Annotated in this window: 12 protein-coding genes; 8 read left to right on the top strand and 4 right to left on the bottom strand. The window is 62.6% G+C overall.

Annotated elements, in window-relative coordinates; all coding sequences use genetic code 11:
• Window positions 1–7 precede the first annotated feature (7 nt).
• A complete protein-coding gene (locus BAUR9175_RS00670; protein ID WP_009881449.1) occupies window positions 8–2,308 on the top strand; it encodes a RelA/SpoT family protein in 2,301 nt (766 codons plus the stop codon).
• Window positions 2,309–2,355: 47 nt separating this feature from the next.
• Here BAUR9175_RS00670 and BAUR9175_RS00665 read toward each other — a convergent pair whose 3' ends face one another.
• Together BAUR9175_RS00665 and BAUR9175_RS00660 are read right to left on the bottom strand one after the other, a co-directional pair.
• A complete protein-coding gene (locus tag BAUR9175_RS00665) occupies window positions 2,356–2,916 on the bottom strand; it encodes a hypothetical protein (RefSeq protein WP_226825567.1) in 561 nt (186 codons plus the stop codon).
• A gap of 97 nt (window positions 2,917–3,013) precedes the next feature.
• On the bottom strand, window positions 3,014–4,366 hold the full coding sequence (locus BAUR9175_RS00660; RefSeq protein WP_096145605.1) for a DUF349 domain-containing protein: 1,353 nt from the start codon (window positions 4,364–4,366) through the stop codon (window positions 3,014–3,016).
• Between the two features lie 119 nt (window positions 4,367–4,485).
• Here BAUR9175_RS00660 and BAUR9175_RS00655 point away from each other — a divergent pair, with 119 nt between their 5' ends.
• Both BAUR9175_RS00655 and hisS read left to right on the top strand, forming a co-directional pair.
• Complete coding sequence (locus tag BAUR9175_RS00655; protein WP_035277963.1) at window positions 4,486–5,130, top strand: MBL fold metallo-hydrolase; 645 nt, start codon at window positions 4,486–4,488, stop codon at window positions 5,128–5,130.
• An 84-nt stretch (window positions 5,131–5,214) separates the two neighbouring features.
• Window positions 5,215–6,549, top strand: a complete 1,335-nt coding sequence (gene hisS, locus BAUR9175_RS00650) for a histidine--tRNA ligase (protein ID WP_009881446.1) — start codon at window positions 5,215–5,217, stop codon at window positions 6,547–6,549.
• A 6-nt stretch (window positions 6,550–6,555) separates the two neighbouring features.
• Here the strand turns inward: hisS and BAUR9175_RS00645 are convergent, their stop codons facing one another.
• Window positions 6,556–6,930 carry an ArsR/SmtB family transcription factor gene (locus BAUR9175_RS00645; protein WP_009881445.1) on the bottom strand — a complete coding sequence of 125 codons (375 nt, stop codon included), beginning with the start codon at window positions 6,928–6,930 and terminating at the stop codon, window positions 6,556–6,558.
• 118 nt (window positions 6,931–7,048) lie between these two features.
• Between BAUR9175_RS00645 and aspS the strand changes: the two genes are divergently transcribed.
• From aspS to BAUR9175_RS00630, 3 genes are all read left to right on the top strand, one after another.
• On the top strand, window positions 7,049–8,833 hold the full coding sequence (gene aspS / locus BAUR9175_RS00640) for an aspartate--tRNA ligase (RefSeq protein WP_009881444.1): 1,785 nt from the start codon (window positions 7,049–7,051) through the stop codon (window positions 8,831–8,833).
• On the top strand, window positions 8,833–10,338 hold the full coding sequence (locus BAUR9175_RS00635; RefSeq protein ID WP_069600254.1) for a replication-associated recombination protein A: 1,506 nt from the start codon (window positions 8,833–8,835) through the stop codon (window positions 10,336–10,338). The genes aspS and BAUR9175_RS00635 overlap by 1 nt, the downstream gene beginning before the upstream one ends.
• Before the next feature lie 118 nt (window positions 10,339–10,456).
• Window positions 10,457–12,151: a cation:proton antiporter domain-containing protein gene (locus BAUR9175_RS00630; protein ID WP_009881442.1), complete on the top strand. Its 1,695-nt coding sequence runs from the start codon at window positions 10,457–10,459 to the stop codon at window positions 12,149–12,151.
• A gap of 4 nt (window positions 12,152–12,155) precedes the next feature.
• On the opposite strand, the gene BAUR9175_RS00625 is transcribed toward BAUR9175_RS00630, so the two are convergent.
• Window positions 12,156–12,596 (bottom strand): NUDIX hydrolase, encoded by a 441-nt coding sequence (locus BAUR9175_RS00625; RefSeq protein ID WP_257944243.1) that lies wholly within the window; start codon window positions 12,594–12,596, stop codon window positions 12,156–12,158.
• A gap of 373 nt (window positions 12,597–12,969) precedes the next feature.
• Here BAUR9175_RS00625 and BAUR9175_RS00620 point away from each other — a divergent pair, with 373 nt between their 5' ends.
• Both BAUR9175_RS00620 and BAUR9175_RS00615 read left to right on the top strand, forming a co-directional pair.
• The gene (locus BAUR9175_RS00620) at window positions 12,970–13,881 is read left to right on the top strand and encodes an ABC transporter ATP-binding protein (protein ID WP_101582659.1); all 912 of its coding nucleotides are present in this window, start codon (window positions 12,970–12,972) and stop codon (window positions 13,879–13,881) included.
• A 1-nt stretch (window position 13,882) separates the two neighbouring features.
• The gene (locus BAUR9175_RS00615) at window positions 13,883–14,920 is read left to right on the top strand and encodes an ABC transporter permease (RefSeq protein WP_069600253.1); all 1,038 of its coding nucleotides are present in this window, start codon (window positions 13,883–13,885) and stop codon (window positions 14,918–14,920) included.
• Window positions 14,921–15,152: the final 232 nt, after the last annotated feature.

Genomic DNA, 15,152 nt, shown 5'->3' with positions numbered 1-15,152 from the left:
GGATGTCATGGCTTCTTCCGCCGATTCGCGCCGTCCGCGAGGCATCTCCCGCTTAGCTTGGTGGGCGGCCAGGGCACAGAACAACCCTGGCTACCCCCGTGTCCTGGGTCCGATGATCAGGGCACTGCAGTCCAACCACCCGAAGGCCGATATCGACCTGGTGGTCCGGGCGTACAAGATCGCAGAGCAGGCTCATCGTGGCCAGACCCGGAAATCCGGTGATGACTACATCACCCACCCGGTGGCGGTGGCCACGATCTTGGCCGAGATCGGCATGCTGCCGGTCACCCTCGCCGCTGCGCTGCTGCATGACACGGTCGAGGACACGTCCTATTCGCTGAATGAGCTCACCGAGGAATTCGGCCCCGAGGTCGCAGCCATGGTCGATGGGGTGACCAAGCTCGACAAACTCACCTACGGTCAGGCTGCGCAGTCTGAGACCGTGCGCAAGATGATCGTCGCGATGGCCAAGGACATCCGCGTCCTCGTGATCAAACTGGCCGACCGTCTTCACAACGCCCGCACGTGGCGTTTCGTGCCCGCTTCGTCGAGTACGAAGAAGGCTCGGGAGACCCTCGAGATCTATGCGCCGCTGGCTCATCGACTGGGCATGAACACGATCAAGTGGGAACTTGAGGATCTGTCCTTCCAAGTTCTCCACCCCAAGGTCTATGACGAAGTGGTCCGGCTCGTCGCGGACAGGGCACCCGAACGCGAGAAGTACCTGGCCACTGTCTCCAACGAACTCCAGTCCGAGCTCGTGGAGTCCAATATCCAAGCCGCGATCACGGGCCGCCCGAAGCACTACTATTCGATCTATCAGAAGATGGTCGTGCGCGGGCACGAGTTCGCTGACATCTACGACCTCGTCGGTGTCCGTGTCCTCGTTGAGACCGTTCGCGAATGCTATGCCACGCTGGGCATCGTGCACGCCCGGTGGAATCCAGTCCCCGGACGGTTCAAGGACTACATCGCGATGCCGAAGTACAACATGTACCAGAGCTTGCACACGACGGTGATCGGCCCGAACGGCAAACCCGTGGAAATCCAGATCCGCACCCATGAGATGGATCGCCGCGCTGAATTCGGTGTTGCCGCCCACTGGAAGTACAAGGATCGACGCAACGTCTCGAAGGCCGTGACGTCGAATACCGCTCGCTCGGTCAAGGTCTCCGACGACGGCGAAGTCGATGACGCGGCATGGCTGCGGCAGCTGCTGGAATGGCAACGTGAGGTCAGCGACCCTGACGAGTTCCTCGACAATCTCCGCTATGAGGTGAACTCCAGGGAGGTCTACGTGTTCACCCCCAAGGGTGACGTGATGAGCCTTCCTGCGGGGGCGACTCCTGTCGACTTCTCCTACGCGGTTCACACCGAGGTCGGGCATAAGACCATGGGCGCCCGAGTCAACGGTCGTCTGGTCGCACTCGACACCGAACTGAAGAACGGCGACTCTGTCGAAGTCTTCACGTCCAAAGATGAGAATGCGGGCCCCAGCCGTGACTGGCTGGGCTTCGTCAAGAGCCCCCGCGCACGCAGCAAGATCCGCCAGTGGTTCTCGAAGGAACGCCGCGAGGAAGCGATCGAGAACGGTCGCGAACAGCTGGCGCGGGCAATGCGCCGCCACACTCTGTCGGCTTCGTCGCTGATGAGCCAGGAGGCACTGCAGGTCGTCGCCACTGAGCTGCGGCTGCCAGATGTGTCCGCGCTCTACGCTGCTATCGGCAATGGAGTGAGCTCGGCGGCTCATGTCGTCGATCTGCTGGCCAAGGAGGTCGGAGGTGTTGACGATGATGAGACCGTGTTGCCGCCGTCGCCGCGCAATCGCACCGGCCAGTCCTCGGGACACCATTCGTCGTCCGGGGGAGTCACGGTCAGAGGTGTCGACGATGTCCTGGTGAAACTGGCACGATGCTGCACACCGGTTCCCGGCGATGAGATCCTCGGATTCGTCACGCGCGGTTCGGGAGTATCCGTCCACCGTGTGGACTGTCCTAACATCGCCTCTCTGGAGCGAGAGCCTGAGCGGATGGTCGATGTCTCCTGGGGCGAGACGACCAGCGGCATCTATCTGGTTCAGATCCAGGTGGAGGCCCTGGATCGTTCCGGTCTGCTCTCAGACATCACGAAGGTGCTCACCGAGACCCACGTCAATATTCTCTCTGCCACGGTCGCCACCTCACGGGCCAGAGTAGCCCAGTCGAAGTTCGTCTTCGAGATGAGCGATGCGAGCCATCTCGACACCGTGCTCTCGGCAGTTCGCAAAGTCGAAGGCGTCTTCGACGTCTACCGCATCGCCGGCGGCTGACACCGCCGTCACTGCCATCGCCGGCAACGGCAACGGCAACGTCAATGTCAGCGTCTGTCGCGGTCTGAGGCGGCGCAGGCGCGTTCGAAGACGGTGCGCATATGAGCGACGTAGGGTCGGCGTGACATCTCCGCCATATACAGCCGGAACTGCTGCCGGGCCTGGCCGGGGAGTTCATCGACGAGATTCCCCACCGTCTGAGCAGACCATTCGTCGGGACTGCGCAAGTGCGGAAGCAGCAGATCGTAGAGCGTTCTGTCCGGTGTCGTGATGGGCAGATCGTTGATGAGCTCCCACTCGTGCGCAGCAATCGTGAGTTCATGAACGACGACATCGGCCCCGTCGACGTAGCGGCGCCGGGGGTAGGTGATGAACGTCAGCGGACTCGGGGCCCTGCCCAGGCCGCTGTGGACCCACCACGCAATGTCATGGGAGAGCACAAGACGTGGAGGGATCTGCGCACGCAGCGCCGTGATTCTGTCCGCGGCGTTGAGCACAGCGCCCTTGCGCACCCAGGTGGACTCGGTCAGGCGTGTCAGCAGCCCGTCAAGAGTCAGTTCCGTGAGGTGTTCATAGCTGTAGTCGCGCAGATGAAACATCGCCTCCATACAGCCACTATTGCGCTGTAGGGAGGCGATGTTCAAGGCCGCAGGGTCAATCTGTGGATAAAGCGCGACTTATGCTCGTGGTGCTGTGGACGCCGAATCAGTCCAGCTCAGCCGCGGTCTGAGCCAGCTGGTCACGCCAGGCGCGACGCGCATCGAGTGCGGACTGCGCATCAGCGACAGCCTTCTCATCGCCACCCGCCTTCGCCTTCTCGTACTTCTGCTCCAACTCGGCAATCGAGTCGTCGAGCTGGCTCAGCGCACCGGACGTGCGGGCCTTGGTCTCGGGGTTGCTGCGCTTCCACTCAGCATCTTCTGCATCGGCGAGGGCACGTTCGACCTCACGCAGTCCGTTCTCCATGCGCGAGACGTCGGCACGAGGAACCTTGCCCGCAGCCTCCCATTCGTCCTGAATGACGCGCAGCTCCTTCTTCGCCACACTGATATCGCCGATCGGCAGCAGACCTTGAGCTCTGGCCAGAATCTCCTCTTTGACCACAAGGTTGCCCTTGTACTCCTCATCAACGGCAGCATTCTCTGCATCACGGGCGGCGAAGAAGACGTCCTGAGCGGCACGGAACCGAGCCCACAGGGCATCGTCGTCCTTGCGTGAGGCCCGCGGAGCCTTCTTCCACTGGCTCATGAGGTCCTTGTACTTCTGGGACACATTGCGGAAGTCTGTCGAGTTCGACAGCGACTCCGCCTCGACCACGAGCTTCTCCTTGATGCGTTTGCCCTCGGAGTTCTGCTTGTCGAGCTCGGAGAAGAACTCCTTGCGCTTGTGCTCGAAAGTATTGCGAGCCTGCGAGAAGCGGCCCCACAGCTCCTGGTCCACTGCACGCGGCAGTCGGGGACCGCTGCGCTGCATGTCCTTCCACTGGCCGAAGAGCTCACGCAGACGTGCTCCGGACTGCTTCCACTGGATCTTCGAGGGATCGCGCTTGGCCAGCGATTCAGCCTCGGCGACGATCTCTTCACGTTCCTGTGCGGCTTCGAGCTTGGCTGCCTCGGCACGGGCAGCCTGCTTCGACTCGGTGGCCTGCGCATCTGAGATCAGGGTGTCCAAGGTGGCGGACAGACCCTTGAGATCGCCGACGACGTTGGCCTCGGGCAGGGTCTCCTGCAGCGTCTTCGCTGCCGAGACGATCTCGCGACCCGGGGCACCGGCGGAGAGTCGATTGCGCAGAAGTGCCGCGTTCTCCATGAGATCCACGTACTTCTTGGCGAAGTATTCCAAGGCTTCCTCGGGAGTGGCATCGGGATACTGCCCGACCGCACGCTCGCCGTCGGCCGTGACGACGAAGACGTTGCCCTCCTGATCCGCGCGACCGTGCTCGACTGCGCGCCGGACTTCCGCATCATGATCAACGGTTGTCCCGGTCACTGTCTGGGCCGCCTGTGGGCGGGGCAGAGAGGACGGGCGCGGGACCGGCTTCGGTGTCGGGGTCGACATGATTCTCACCTTGTTTCCATCGGTCGAACCTGCAGGACTCTGTGCCTGCAGATCACTCGATTTCCTGATTGACGTTATCCCAGCATAACCAAGCCTCAGGCTCTGGATAGACTTTGAGCATGGATGTATTTGTGACCAGCGCCGAATTTCTCGAAGTCAACTGTTATGCCGTGCGTGCCGAAGGCCATGATGAGGCCATATTCATCGACTCCGGATTCGATTGCGCACCGGGACTTGCCGAAATCGTCGCCGAGGAGGATCTGGTGCCCAGCGCCGTCTTCCTCACCCACGGCCACCCCGACCACATCCTCGGCCTGACCAACGTCCTCAGCCGCTGGAATGTGCCCGTCTACCTGGGAGATGCCGACCGCTACCGCCTGGACAAACCAGCCGAAACCCTCAGCCCGCAGTTCGCTCAGATGCTGCAGCCACTCGTCGAAGGCTGGTCCGCCCCCGAGGTCACCGCCCTTGTCGACGCCCAGACCGTGGAGGTCGCCGGTCTCACGATCACCGCTGTGGCCGCTCCCGGGCACACCGAAGGATCGACCCTCCTGCGAGTCCAAGCCGACGATGAGGAGATCATCTTCACCGGTGATGTGGTCTTCGCCGGAGCGATCGGACGGGTCGACCTGCCAGGGGGAGACGCCTCGGCGATGGCAGAATCACTGCGGGCGTTTGCGACGCTTCCCGACGTTCCCATCTATCCTGGACACGGTCCCGGCTCCCGAGTCGGTCACGAGCTGACGACGAACCCGTTCTTCTAGAGTTGAACCAGGTTCCCTGACGGCGACGACCGACCACAGGCAGCACCCGAACCCCACCAGAGACGAAGAGCACCAAGGAGAACAATGGCGAAGTCAGCCCGACTGTCCGGATTCCCGGAACGACTTCCAGCAGAACGCGTGATCGAGAAGTCGATCATCGACATCCTCGACCACACCTTCGCGCTGCATGGATACTCGGCACTCAACCACCGGGCAGTCGAACCGATCAGCCAGCTCGCCAAAGACGGAGAGATCGACAAGGAGATCTTCGCCGTCAGCCGCCTGCACTCCGAAGGCACGGAGCGCAATCCACTGGGGCTGCACTTCGACCTCACGGTGCCGCTGGCACGATTCATCGCCGACAACGCGAACGAGCTCTCCTTCCCCTTCAAAGCCGCCCGAATCCAGCCGGTCTGGCGCGGCGAACGCCCCCAGCAGGGCCGCTACCGCGAGTTCATCCAAGCCGATATCGATGTCATCGCCGAGGCGGAGCTGCCCGGACACTTCGAAGTGGAGATTCCGCTTGCCGTCGCCGATGCCTTCAGCAGGCTGGCGCCCTTGGGCGTGCCCGGAGTCAAGATCGTCGTCAACGATCGCAGGCTCCTCGAAGGATTCGCTCGTGGCATCGGGCTGACCAACATCCAGGCTGTCCTGCGCTGCCTGGACAAGTACGACAAGATCGGTCCCGCCGAGGTGGGCAAACTGTTGGCCACGGAAGCCGAGGCCGACGAGGAACAGCAGCGACTGTGCCTGGCCCTGGCCGCGATCGAATCGGATTCGCCGGACTTCGCCGACGAAGTGCGTGCGCTCGGAGTCGAACACCCCCTGCTGGAGGAGGGCCTCGATTCTCTGACCACGATGCTCCGGGCCGCCCATGAGCGCGCCCCCGGCGTTGTCGTGGCACAGCTGAAGATCGCACGCGGACTCGACTACTACACGGGAGCCGTCTACGAGACTCAGCTGATCGGGCACGAAGAGCTCGGCTCGGTCGCCTCCGGCGGTCGCTATGACTCGCTCGTGACGGTGGGGAAGAAGAGCTACCCGGGTGTCGGAATGTCGATCGGCGTCTCTCGCCTCATGGCCTTCATTCTCGATGCGAACAGCGGCATCAAAGCCACACGCGGAACACCCTCGGTCGTCGTTGTCGCCGTGACTGATGAGGACAAGCGCGGGGAAGCCGATGCGGTTGCCACCGCTCTGCGTGCCCGCGACATCGCCTGCGAGGTCTCACCGAGTGCGGCGAAGTTCGGCAAGCAGATCCGCTATGCCGAACGTCGGGGGATTCCCTTCGTATGGTTCACCGATGGTGAGTCTGGTCACGAAATCAAGGACATCCGCTCCGGCGAGCAGGTCACGGCAGACCCGGCGACCTGGGAGCCTGTCGAGGCAGATCGCAAGCCACGGGTGTACCGCGACTGATCAGCCTCAGGAATCGCTCACGGGCGGGTCGGGTGCCAGGGATCCGTCCGGGGCGATGTGCTCGAAGATCTCTCGCACCATGGAGACCACGTGCGGGTCATCGACGGTGTAGAAGATCCGCCTCCCGTCACGGCGGGAGGAGATCAGGCCAGCCAACCTCATCTTCGCCAGATGCTGACTCACGGTGGGCACTGCCGCACCGATCGCCTCGGCGAGGGAAGAGACATCGAGTTCCTGATTGACCAGGGTCCAGACCAGCCGCAGACGCGTCCCGGAGGCGAGCATGCGAAACGTCTCCGCTGCCACCTCGACCTGCGCCGAGGTGGGGTCACCTCCCAAATCCGCGGCGGGATCTTCCGGGCCTGTACCACCAGTGCTCATGTCATCCTCTTCATCGTCCCCACAGCAGTCGGCCCGCAGTGGGCCGTGCCAGCAAACATGCAGCGAGCGACTATCATTGTTCACGCGCTGCCACATAAACATCGTAAAGGAGCCCTAGGTGCTGCGAAGCCATGAAACCGGAAGCCTGCGAGCCTCACACGCAGGACAGACCGTCACCCTCTCCGGGTGGGTCGACCGTCGTCGCGATCACGGAGGTGTCGCCTTCATCGATCTGCGTGACGCATCGGGGATCGTCCAGGTCGTCGTCCGTGAGGACGATGCCCACGCACTGCGCAACGAATCCGTCGTCAAGGTCACCGGTACCGTGTCCCTGCGCCCCGAGGGCAACACCAACGCGAACCTGCCCACAGGTGATATCGAGGTCATCGACACGAAGGTCGAGATCCTCAGCCAGGCCGAGGCTCTGCCCTTCCAGGTCTCCGACCATGCCGAAGATGCCGGCACCGTCGGCGAAGAGACCCGCCTGCGCTACCGCTACCTCGACCTGCGTCGGTCCGGTCCCGCCGCGACCATGCGTCTGCGTTCGGCAGCGAACCGGGCAGCCCGCAACGTCCTCGACGAGCAGGACTTCCTCGAGATCGAGACCCCGACCCTGACCCGGTCCACACCTGAGGGTGCCCGCGACTTCCTCGTTCCGGCTCGTCTGCAGCCCGGCTCCTGGTACGCGCTTCCGCAGTCACCGCAGCTGTTCAAGCAGCTGCTGCAGGTTGCCGGCATGGAACGCTACTACCAGATGGCACGCTGCTACCGCGACGAGGACTTCCGCGCCGACCGTCAGCCCGAGTTCACCCAGCTCGACATCGAAGCCTCCTTCGTCGAGCAGGAGGACATCATCGAGCTCGCCGAGAAGATCCTCGTGGCTCTGTGGAAGCTCATCGGCCACGAGATCACCACTCCGATCCCACACATCACCTACGCCGAGGCGATGGAGAAGTACGGCAGCGACAAGCCAGATCTGCGCTTCGAGCTCGAACTGCACAACCTCACGGATTTCTTCAAGGACACCCCGTTCCGGGTCTTCCAGTCCGAGTACGTCGGCTCCGTCGTCTACCCCGGCGGCGGCTCCCTGCCCCGTCGTCAGCTCGACGGCTGGCAGGACTGGGCCAAGCAGCGCGGTGCCAAGGGCTTGGCCTACGTTCTCGTGGCCGAGGACGGCACTCTGACCGGACCTGTCGCCAAGAACATCTCCGAGGATGAGAAGGCCGGCCTCGTCGAAGCCGCCGGAGCCAACCCCGGTGACGCAATCTTCTTCGCCGCCGGTGACCCTGCGAGCTCACGCTCGCTGCTGGGTGCCGCCCGCAACGAGATCGCTGAGCGCACCGGCCTGATCAAGGAAGGCGACTGGGCCTTCGTGTGGGTCGTCGACGCACCGCTCTTCGAATCCGCAGCCGCAGCGCAGGCCGCGGGCGATGTCGCCGTCGGTGAAGGGTCATGGACCGCCGTCCACCACGCCTTCACCGCTCCGAAGCCCGAATTCCTCGACACCCTCGAATCCGATCCCGGCGCTGCCCTGGCCTACGCCTACGACATCGTCTGCAACGGCAACGAGATCGGCGGCGGTTCGATCCGCATCCACCGCAAGGATGTCCAGGAACGCGTCTTCAAGATCATGGGCATCTCGGAAGAGGACGCACAGGAGAAGTTCGGCTTCCTCCTCGAAGCCTTCAAGTTCGGCGCACCCCCACACGGAGGCATCGCCTTCGGCTGGGACCGCATCGTGTCCCTGCTGGCCGGAGTCGACTCGATCCGCGAGGTCATCGCCTTCCCGAAGACCGGTGCCGGATACGATCCGCTCACCCAGGCACCCGCACCGATCACCGACGCCCAGCGCGCCGAGGCCGGCGTGGACTTCGAACCGGAAGACGACGACGCCGAGGCCTGATGACCAACGGTCCTGACCTCTTCTCCTCCGACGGCCCGGACCAGGGACTCCCTGGTCCGGGCGTCGGCGGTTCCTCTGCCGATTCGGGCCGTGCCCTCGATCCGCTGGCAGTGCGGATGCGTCCGCGCACCATCGCCGAGGTGGTCGGCCAGGACCATCTGACGTTCCCCGGCTCACCGCTGGTTCAACTCGTCGAAGCCAGCGGGGGAGACCGGGCCGGAGCCTCCTCGGTGATCCTGTGGGGTCCGCCCGGGGTCGGCAAGACCACCCTGGCTCACGTCATCTCCCACGCACCCGGGCGCACCTTCGTCGAACTCTCCGCGATCACCGCCGGGGTCAAGGACGTGCGCCAGGTGATCGAGAACGCCAGGCGTGAACGTGACATGTACCAGCGCACGACGGTGCTCTTCCTCGACGAGATCCACAGGTTCTCCAAGGCACAGCAGGACGCACTGCTGCCGGCCGTGGAGAACCGCCTCGTCGTCCTCGTCGCAGCCACGACCGAGAACCCGTCCTTCTCCGTCATCTCCCCGCTGTTGTCCCGCTCGCTCCTGCTCACACTGCGCCCACTCGACGACGCGGCCATCGCCGATCTCCTCGATCGTGCAGTCGTCAGCGAGCGAGGTCTGGCCGGTCAGTTCGAACTTGAGCCGGCGGCCAAGGACTTCATCGTGCGCATCGCCGGTGCCGATGCCCGACGCTCCCTGACGATCCTCGAAGCCGCGGCAGGCATCGCCGCCGCACAGGCACAATTCGCCAAGGCGACCGCCGGAGACTCGACTGATGCTGATGCTGATGCTGATGCTGAGGACGAGGACGAGGGCGATGCTGAGGTCGATTCTGAGGACTCCTCGGATTCCGAGCCTCGAGCGATTCTCATCACCGAGGCCGCCTGTGCCGAGGCCAGCTCCGAGACAGTGCTGCGCTACGACAAGAACGGGGACCAGCACTACGATGTCGTCTCCGCATTCATCAAGTCGATTCGCGGCTCAGACGTCGATGCCGCGCTGCACTACCTGGCCAGGATGATCGTCGCCGGGGAGGACCCGCGCTTCATCGCGCGGCGCGTTGTCATCTCGGCTGCCGAGGACATCGGCATGGCCGATCCGCAGGCACTGCCGATCGCGGTCGCGGCATCAACGGCCGTGCAGAACATCGGCATGCCCGAAGGCCGCATCCCCCTCGCCGAGGCGGTCACCTATCTGGCCATGGCGCCGAAGTCGAACGCGAGCTACCGGGCACTCGACGCAGCGATCGCCGATGTCAAGAACGGCTTCTCAGGACAGGTGCCCACACATCTGCGCGACGCGCACTATCCCGGCGCCAAGGAACTCGGCCACGGCGAAGGCTACAAATACTCCCACGATCATCCTCACGGAGTCGCCGCCCAGGAATACCTGCCCGAAACACTGCGCGGCAAGCGATACTACGAACCCACGGGCAATGGCATGGAGCGCTCCCTAGGGGAGAGACTCGAGATGCTGCAGAGACTGCTCCGCCCCTGATAGCCACGACGGATGTCGTAGCGCCGAGCCGGCTGACACGGTAGTTTTGTTCACAAGATGAACACGTGCCGCCGCCGCTGTCGGTGAGTCGGCGCAGTAGGGGCCGAGGAGGGGCGACGTGCAGGACATCATCGTCACCATCGCGGCCGCCCTCGCCCTGGGGCTGGTGGCACGTGAACTGCGCATTCCACCATTGGTGGGCTTCCTCGGCGCCGGCTTCCTGCTTCACTACCTCGGTTTCACCGCGTTCGACGGTCTCGAACGGGTCTCCGACCTCGGCGTGGTTCTGCTCCTCTTCACCATCGGGCTCAAATTCGATCTGCGATCCCTGCTGCAACCCGAGGCCTACGGCACGGCTGCACTCCATATGATCTCCAGTGTCCTCGTCGGAGCCGGCACGATCGGACTCGCCGCGGTCGTGGGCGTTGTGTCACTCGACGGTGGTCTGGGCACGATCGGTCTGCTCGGCTTCGCCTTGTCTTTCTCCTCAACGGTGCTCGTGGTCAAGGTGCTCGAAGATCGCTCCGACGACGGGTCGTACTACGGTCAGATCGCCATCGCCATCCTCGTCATCCAAGACATTGCGGCCGTCGCCTTCATCACCATCGCAGGGGAAGAGCCACCGAGCCCGTGGGCCTTCGCTCTCGTTCTCCTCGTCCCCGCTGCATGGGTGCTGCGCCGCGTCCTCGAGCGTGTCGGCCGAGGAGAACTGCTGGTGCTCTTCGGCGTGGTCATGGCTCTGGGCCCGGGATACGTGGCGTTCGAGTCCGTGGGCATTCACGGTGACTTGGGCGCTTTGGTGATGGGACTTCTCTTTGCCAGCCATCCAAGATCCACCGAGCTGTCGAAGTCCCTATTCAGCGTCAAGGAACTTTTCCTCGTCGCCTTCTTCGTCACCATCGGACTGCAGGCGGTCCCGACCTGGGCCGACTTGTTGATGTCCCTGATCCTGTGCGTGATCCTTCTTCCCTTCAACTTCCTCAGCTTCTACCTGATGGGCCGCCTCTTCGGCCTGCGCAATCGGACCAGCTTCCGCACCAGTCTTGCGCTGAGCAACTTCTCCGAATTCGCCCTCATCGTGGTGGCCGTCGGCGCCGGCAACGGAGTTTTCGAGGACAGCTGGCTGACCGTGACCGCCCTGGCCGTGGCCATCGGCATGATCATCTCCTCACTGGCCAATGCCTACAGCCTGCAGATCGTCGGCCGACTCGACGCGATCCTGCCCGACGAGAACGAATCCAAGCTGAGACCACTGGATCGTCCGATCGACACCGGTTCCGCCGAGGTGGTGGTGCTGGGCATGGGGCGCATCGGTCGCGGCGCCTACGAACGCCTCGTTCACAGCGGAGGGCTCTCAGTCATCGGTGTCGACAACGATCACCTGGTGGTGGAAGAGCTGAAACGCGAACAGTTCAATGTGCTCGAAGGTGACGCCACCGATCACGAGTTCTGGCACCGCCTGGTCGTTGGCGGCACCGCCCGAACCGTGATTTTGGCTATGGCGATCCATGACTCGAACACCTTCGCGCTCGAACAGCTGAGAATAGCTGGATTCGGCGGCGCCATTGCCGCAGTGGTCCAGCGTCAGGATCAAGCCGATGCACTGACCACGGCAGGAGTTCACACTGTCGTTAATATCTACGGTGGTTCGGGGGCCGAGGTCGCCGATGCGGCATTGCGGCTGCCGACCGGACGAGGGACCGACGGCGAAGCCGGCGACACCGATATTGCTGGCGACACAGATGTTGCCGGCCATGCCGGCGATGCCGGCGATGTAGGCGATGTAGGCGATGTAGGCGATGCTGAAATCTGACTTTTCAGCAGATCTCCGGGAGAAACCCCTTCTGTGCTGCGATGAGACGGCTGATGAGCAGGACCGGATCGACAATTTCGCCTGTGCTGATGAGCTCGTCGAACGCGGACACTGACATTTCCACAGTCCGCACCTCCTCTTGGGGGTCGTCATCTATGGGTGTGCCTGCAGTGACCGATCGGCAGAAATAGAGATGAATCGGTGTGGGGGAGCGACTCGGGTTCTGATAGAACGTATGCAGGTGAACGAGATCGATCGGGCGCAGGCCTGTCTCTTCTTCGTACTCTCTTCGCGCAGCATCGGCAGGATCCTCACCGCTGTTCGCAGCACCACCCGGCAGATCATAGATCCACGTGCCAACGGGGTAACGGTATTCCCGAGCCAGCCGCAGCATTCCGTCCTCGGTCAGGCCGAGAACCGCGAACCCGCAGGGGGGCGGACTCATCGACCTCATATCGGGTCACATCACCCTTGGGGAGCATGACCTCATGTTCGGTCAGGGTGACGTAGCCACGGTGGATATCTCGTTTCGACAGGAGCTCCCAGCCAGGTTCGTCCATGAGCGCCATCATAGGCATCGTCGGAGTCGAAGGGTAGCTTCCGGCCGTCGCCCTGCCTGGTCGAGTCATACAGACAAGGCACATATGCTTTGGTCTCTCGGCAAGGAATTTTGTCAGTAGACGAAGGAAATGTAAGATCAAATGTAGTAGCCGTTCCCTTGAAACCAGTCACTTGCAGATGTGCGATCTGACCACCTGACCCGGTGACGAGGGAGTTGCTCGACAGGAGAACGCCAGCCCGATGGAGGGACGCTAGTGATGACCACCTGCATTGACGTTTCCAATCTGAGCAAACGCTACGGCGACATCCACGCAGTCAGCGATCTGTCCTTCAGCGTGGAGCAAGGCGAAATATTCGGGCTGCTCGGACCCAACGGTGCAGGGAAGACGACCACCCTGGAGATGCTTGCCGGAATCCGCCGTGCCAGCAGCGGTCAGGTGGCGATCATGGGGCACGATCCCTACCGCGACAGAAAATTTACGGTAGAGCATGTTGCCCTCCAGCAGCAGGAATCAAGTGTCTTCCAGTATCTGACCGTTTCCGAACTCGTCGAGCTGCACGCATCGTTCTATTCCGATCCGAGAAAACCGGACGATGCTATCGAATTTGCAGGACTCCTTGACCACCGTGGCCAACGCTTCTCGAAACTCTCAGGCGGGCAGAAACGGCGTCTGGCATTCAGTCTCGCAGTCGTCGGCAACACGGACATCCTCATCCTCGACGAACCAGCGGCCGGTTTGGATCCCGCGGCGCGCACGGAGCTGCAGGTGTCGATTCGGCGACTGCAGTCGCTGGGCAAGACGATCGTGTATACGACCCATCATCTCGAAGAGGCGACCGAGCTGTGTGATCGAGTCGCCATCATGGTCGACGGCCGAATGCGGATCGCAGGGTCTCCCGGCGCGTTGATCAATCAATTCGATTCCACCGCGAACATCGATTTCACAATGCTCGATCCCGGTCAGGGCGAGTCGGCGCGGGCCTGGTGTGAGACCCATGCGCTGGTTGAACAGTCGAGACTCTCGCCCGGCGGCATCGTCACTGTCACGACAGAGGATTCGGATTCGTTCATCAGAAGCCTGTACAGCTCAGATCTCCGATTCAAAAACCTGCGAATCCGAGCGGGCAGCCTCAACGATGTCTACACCTCGCTGGTCAGAGGGGAATGAGATGACAAGCTCCAAGACCACCTCGGGCACGGCCCTGCAGACGCTGATTCGTGCCAACTTCAAGGAACTGCTTCGTGACAGCAGATCACTCATCAGCATGTCCGTGTTCTTCGTAGTGACAGTTCTAGTGCTCATCGCACTCCAAGCGATGATCAACGGCGGTGGAAGCACGCCGCGACTGCTCCTCACTGACACGGTCGAGTCGAAAATCACCGATCAGCTTGACGCCGCGAACGGGATCGAGACGAGCAACGAAGCTTCCGGTGACGCCGCCGCTGCCAATGCCGAGCTCACACGCGAGGGATCAGGAGCCGGCTACACAGTCGTCATCTCTTCCGAAGATCGACCAGACTGGCTGCGCATCGTGGAGGCACTTGAGTCTGCTGGAGTTCCCCACTCCGAGATCACCGTGGTCGATGATGAGGGGAGTCCCCAGATCGACTTTCTGAGACAGAACCTGTCGCTGGCGCTGTTGACCGGGTACGCCGCCATCGCCTTCGTCGGCACGGCCGCGCCCTTCGCCCGCATGCGAAACGAGGGCGTCATGACGATGCTGGGTACGACACCCGTCAGGGCCCGCGATATCCTCATCGCCCACGCACCACCACGCATCCTGATGTGCCTTGTGGAGACGATGATCGTGTTGGCGATCGCCTTCTTCAGCGGGTACATGCACGGCGGGAGCTGGCCGCGACTGATCGTATCGCTGCTGCTCGCCTTCGGATTCATATTCAGCATCGGCTTCCTCCTTGCCGCACGAGCGAAGAACCCCGACCTGGTGACGCAGCTGGCAGGTTTGGTGCCGATCATAGTCTTGTTCGGATCGGGCACCGTCATTCCAATTCCGTACCTCAGCGATGTGCCCTGGGTGCGCTATCTCATCCCCACCAATTGGATGGCGGATGCCATCAATCTCGATCTCTCAGGCATCGCTCCGACCCTGCCGTGGGGATTGCTGTGGGCACTCATGGTCCTTGGAACTGTGGTGCTCTTCGGACTAAGCATACGGCTCTTCAAATGGACCGAATCCGATACCTGATCTTCAAGGGAACATTCGGGCCATCGGCGGCCCACCTCGGCGCCGGAAGACCCGGACATCGGGCGCCGAAACACCCCGACGCTGGGTGCCGGAAGACCCAGACGATCACCATCGATTCCGCTTTGCGCAGGGGGAATGGAATCGGCTAAGATAGGTTGCTGTTGTGCCTGCAAGCTAAAGGCGGTCGGTGCGAGCGTATCTCGACGCTCAATCCCTCTTTCCCATCCTGGGA

Origin of the sequence: Brevibacterium aurantiacum (genome assembly GCF_900169065.1) — a bacterium.
GTDB classification, from domain to species: domain Bacteria; phylum Actinomycetota; class Actinomycetes; order Actinomycetales; family Brevibacteriaceae; genus Brevibacterium; species Brevibacterium aurantiacum.
Note: the sequence above shows the minus strand (reverse complement) of the source record. Positions and strands in the feature narration are given on the sequence as shown.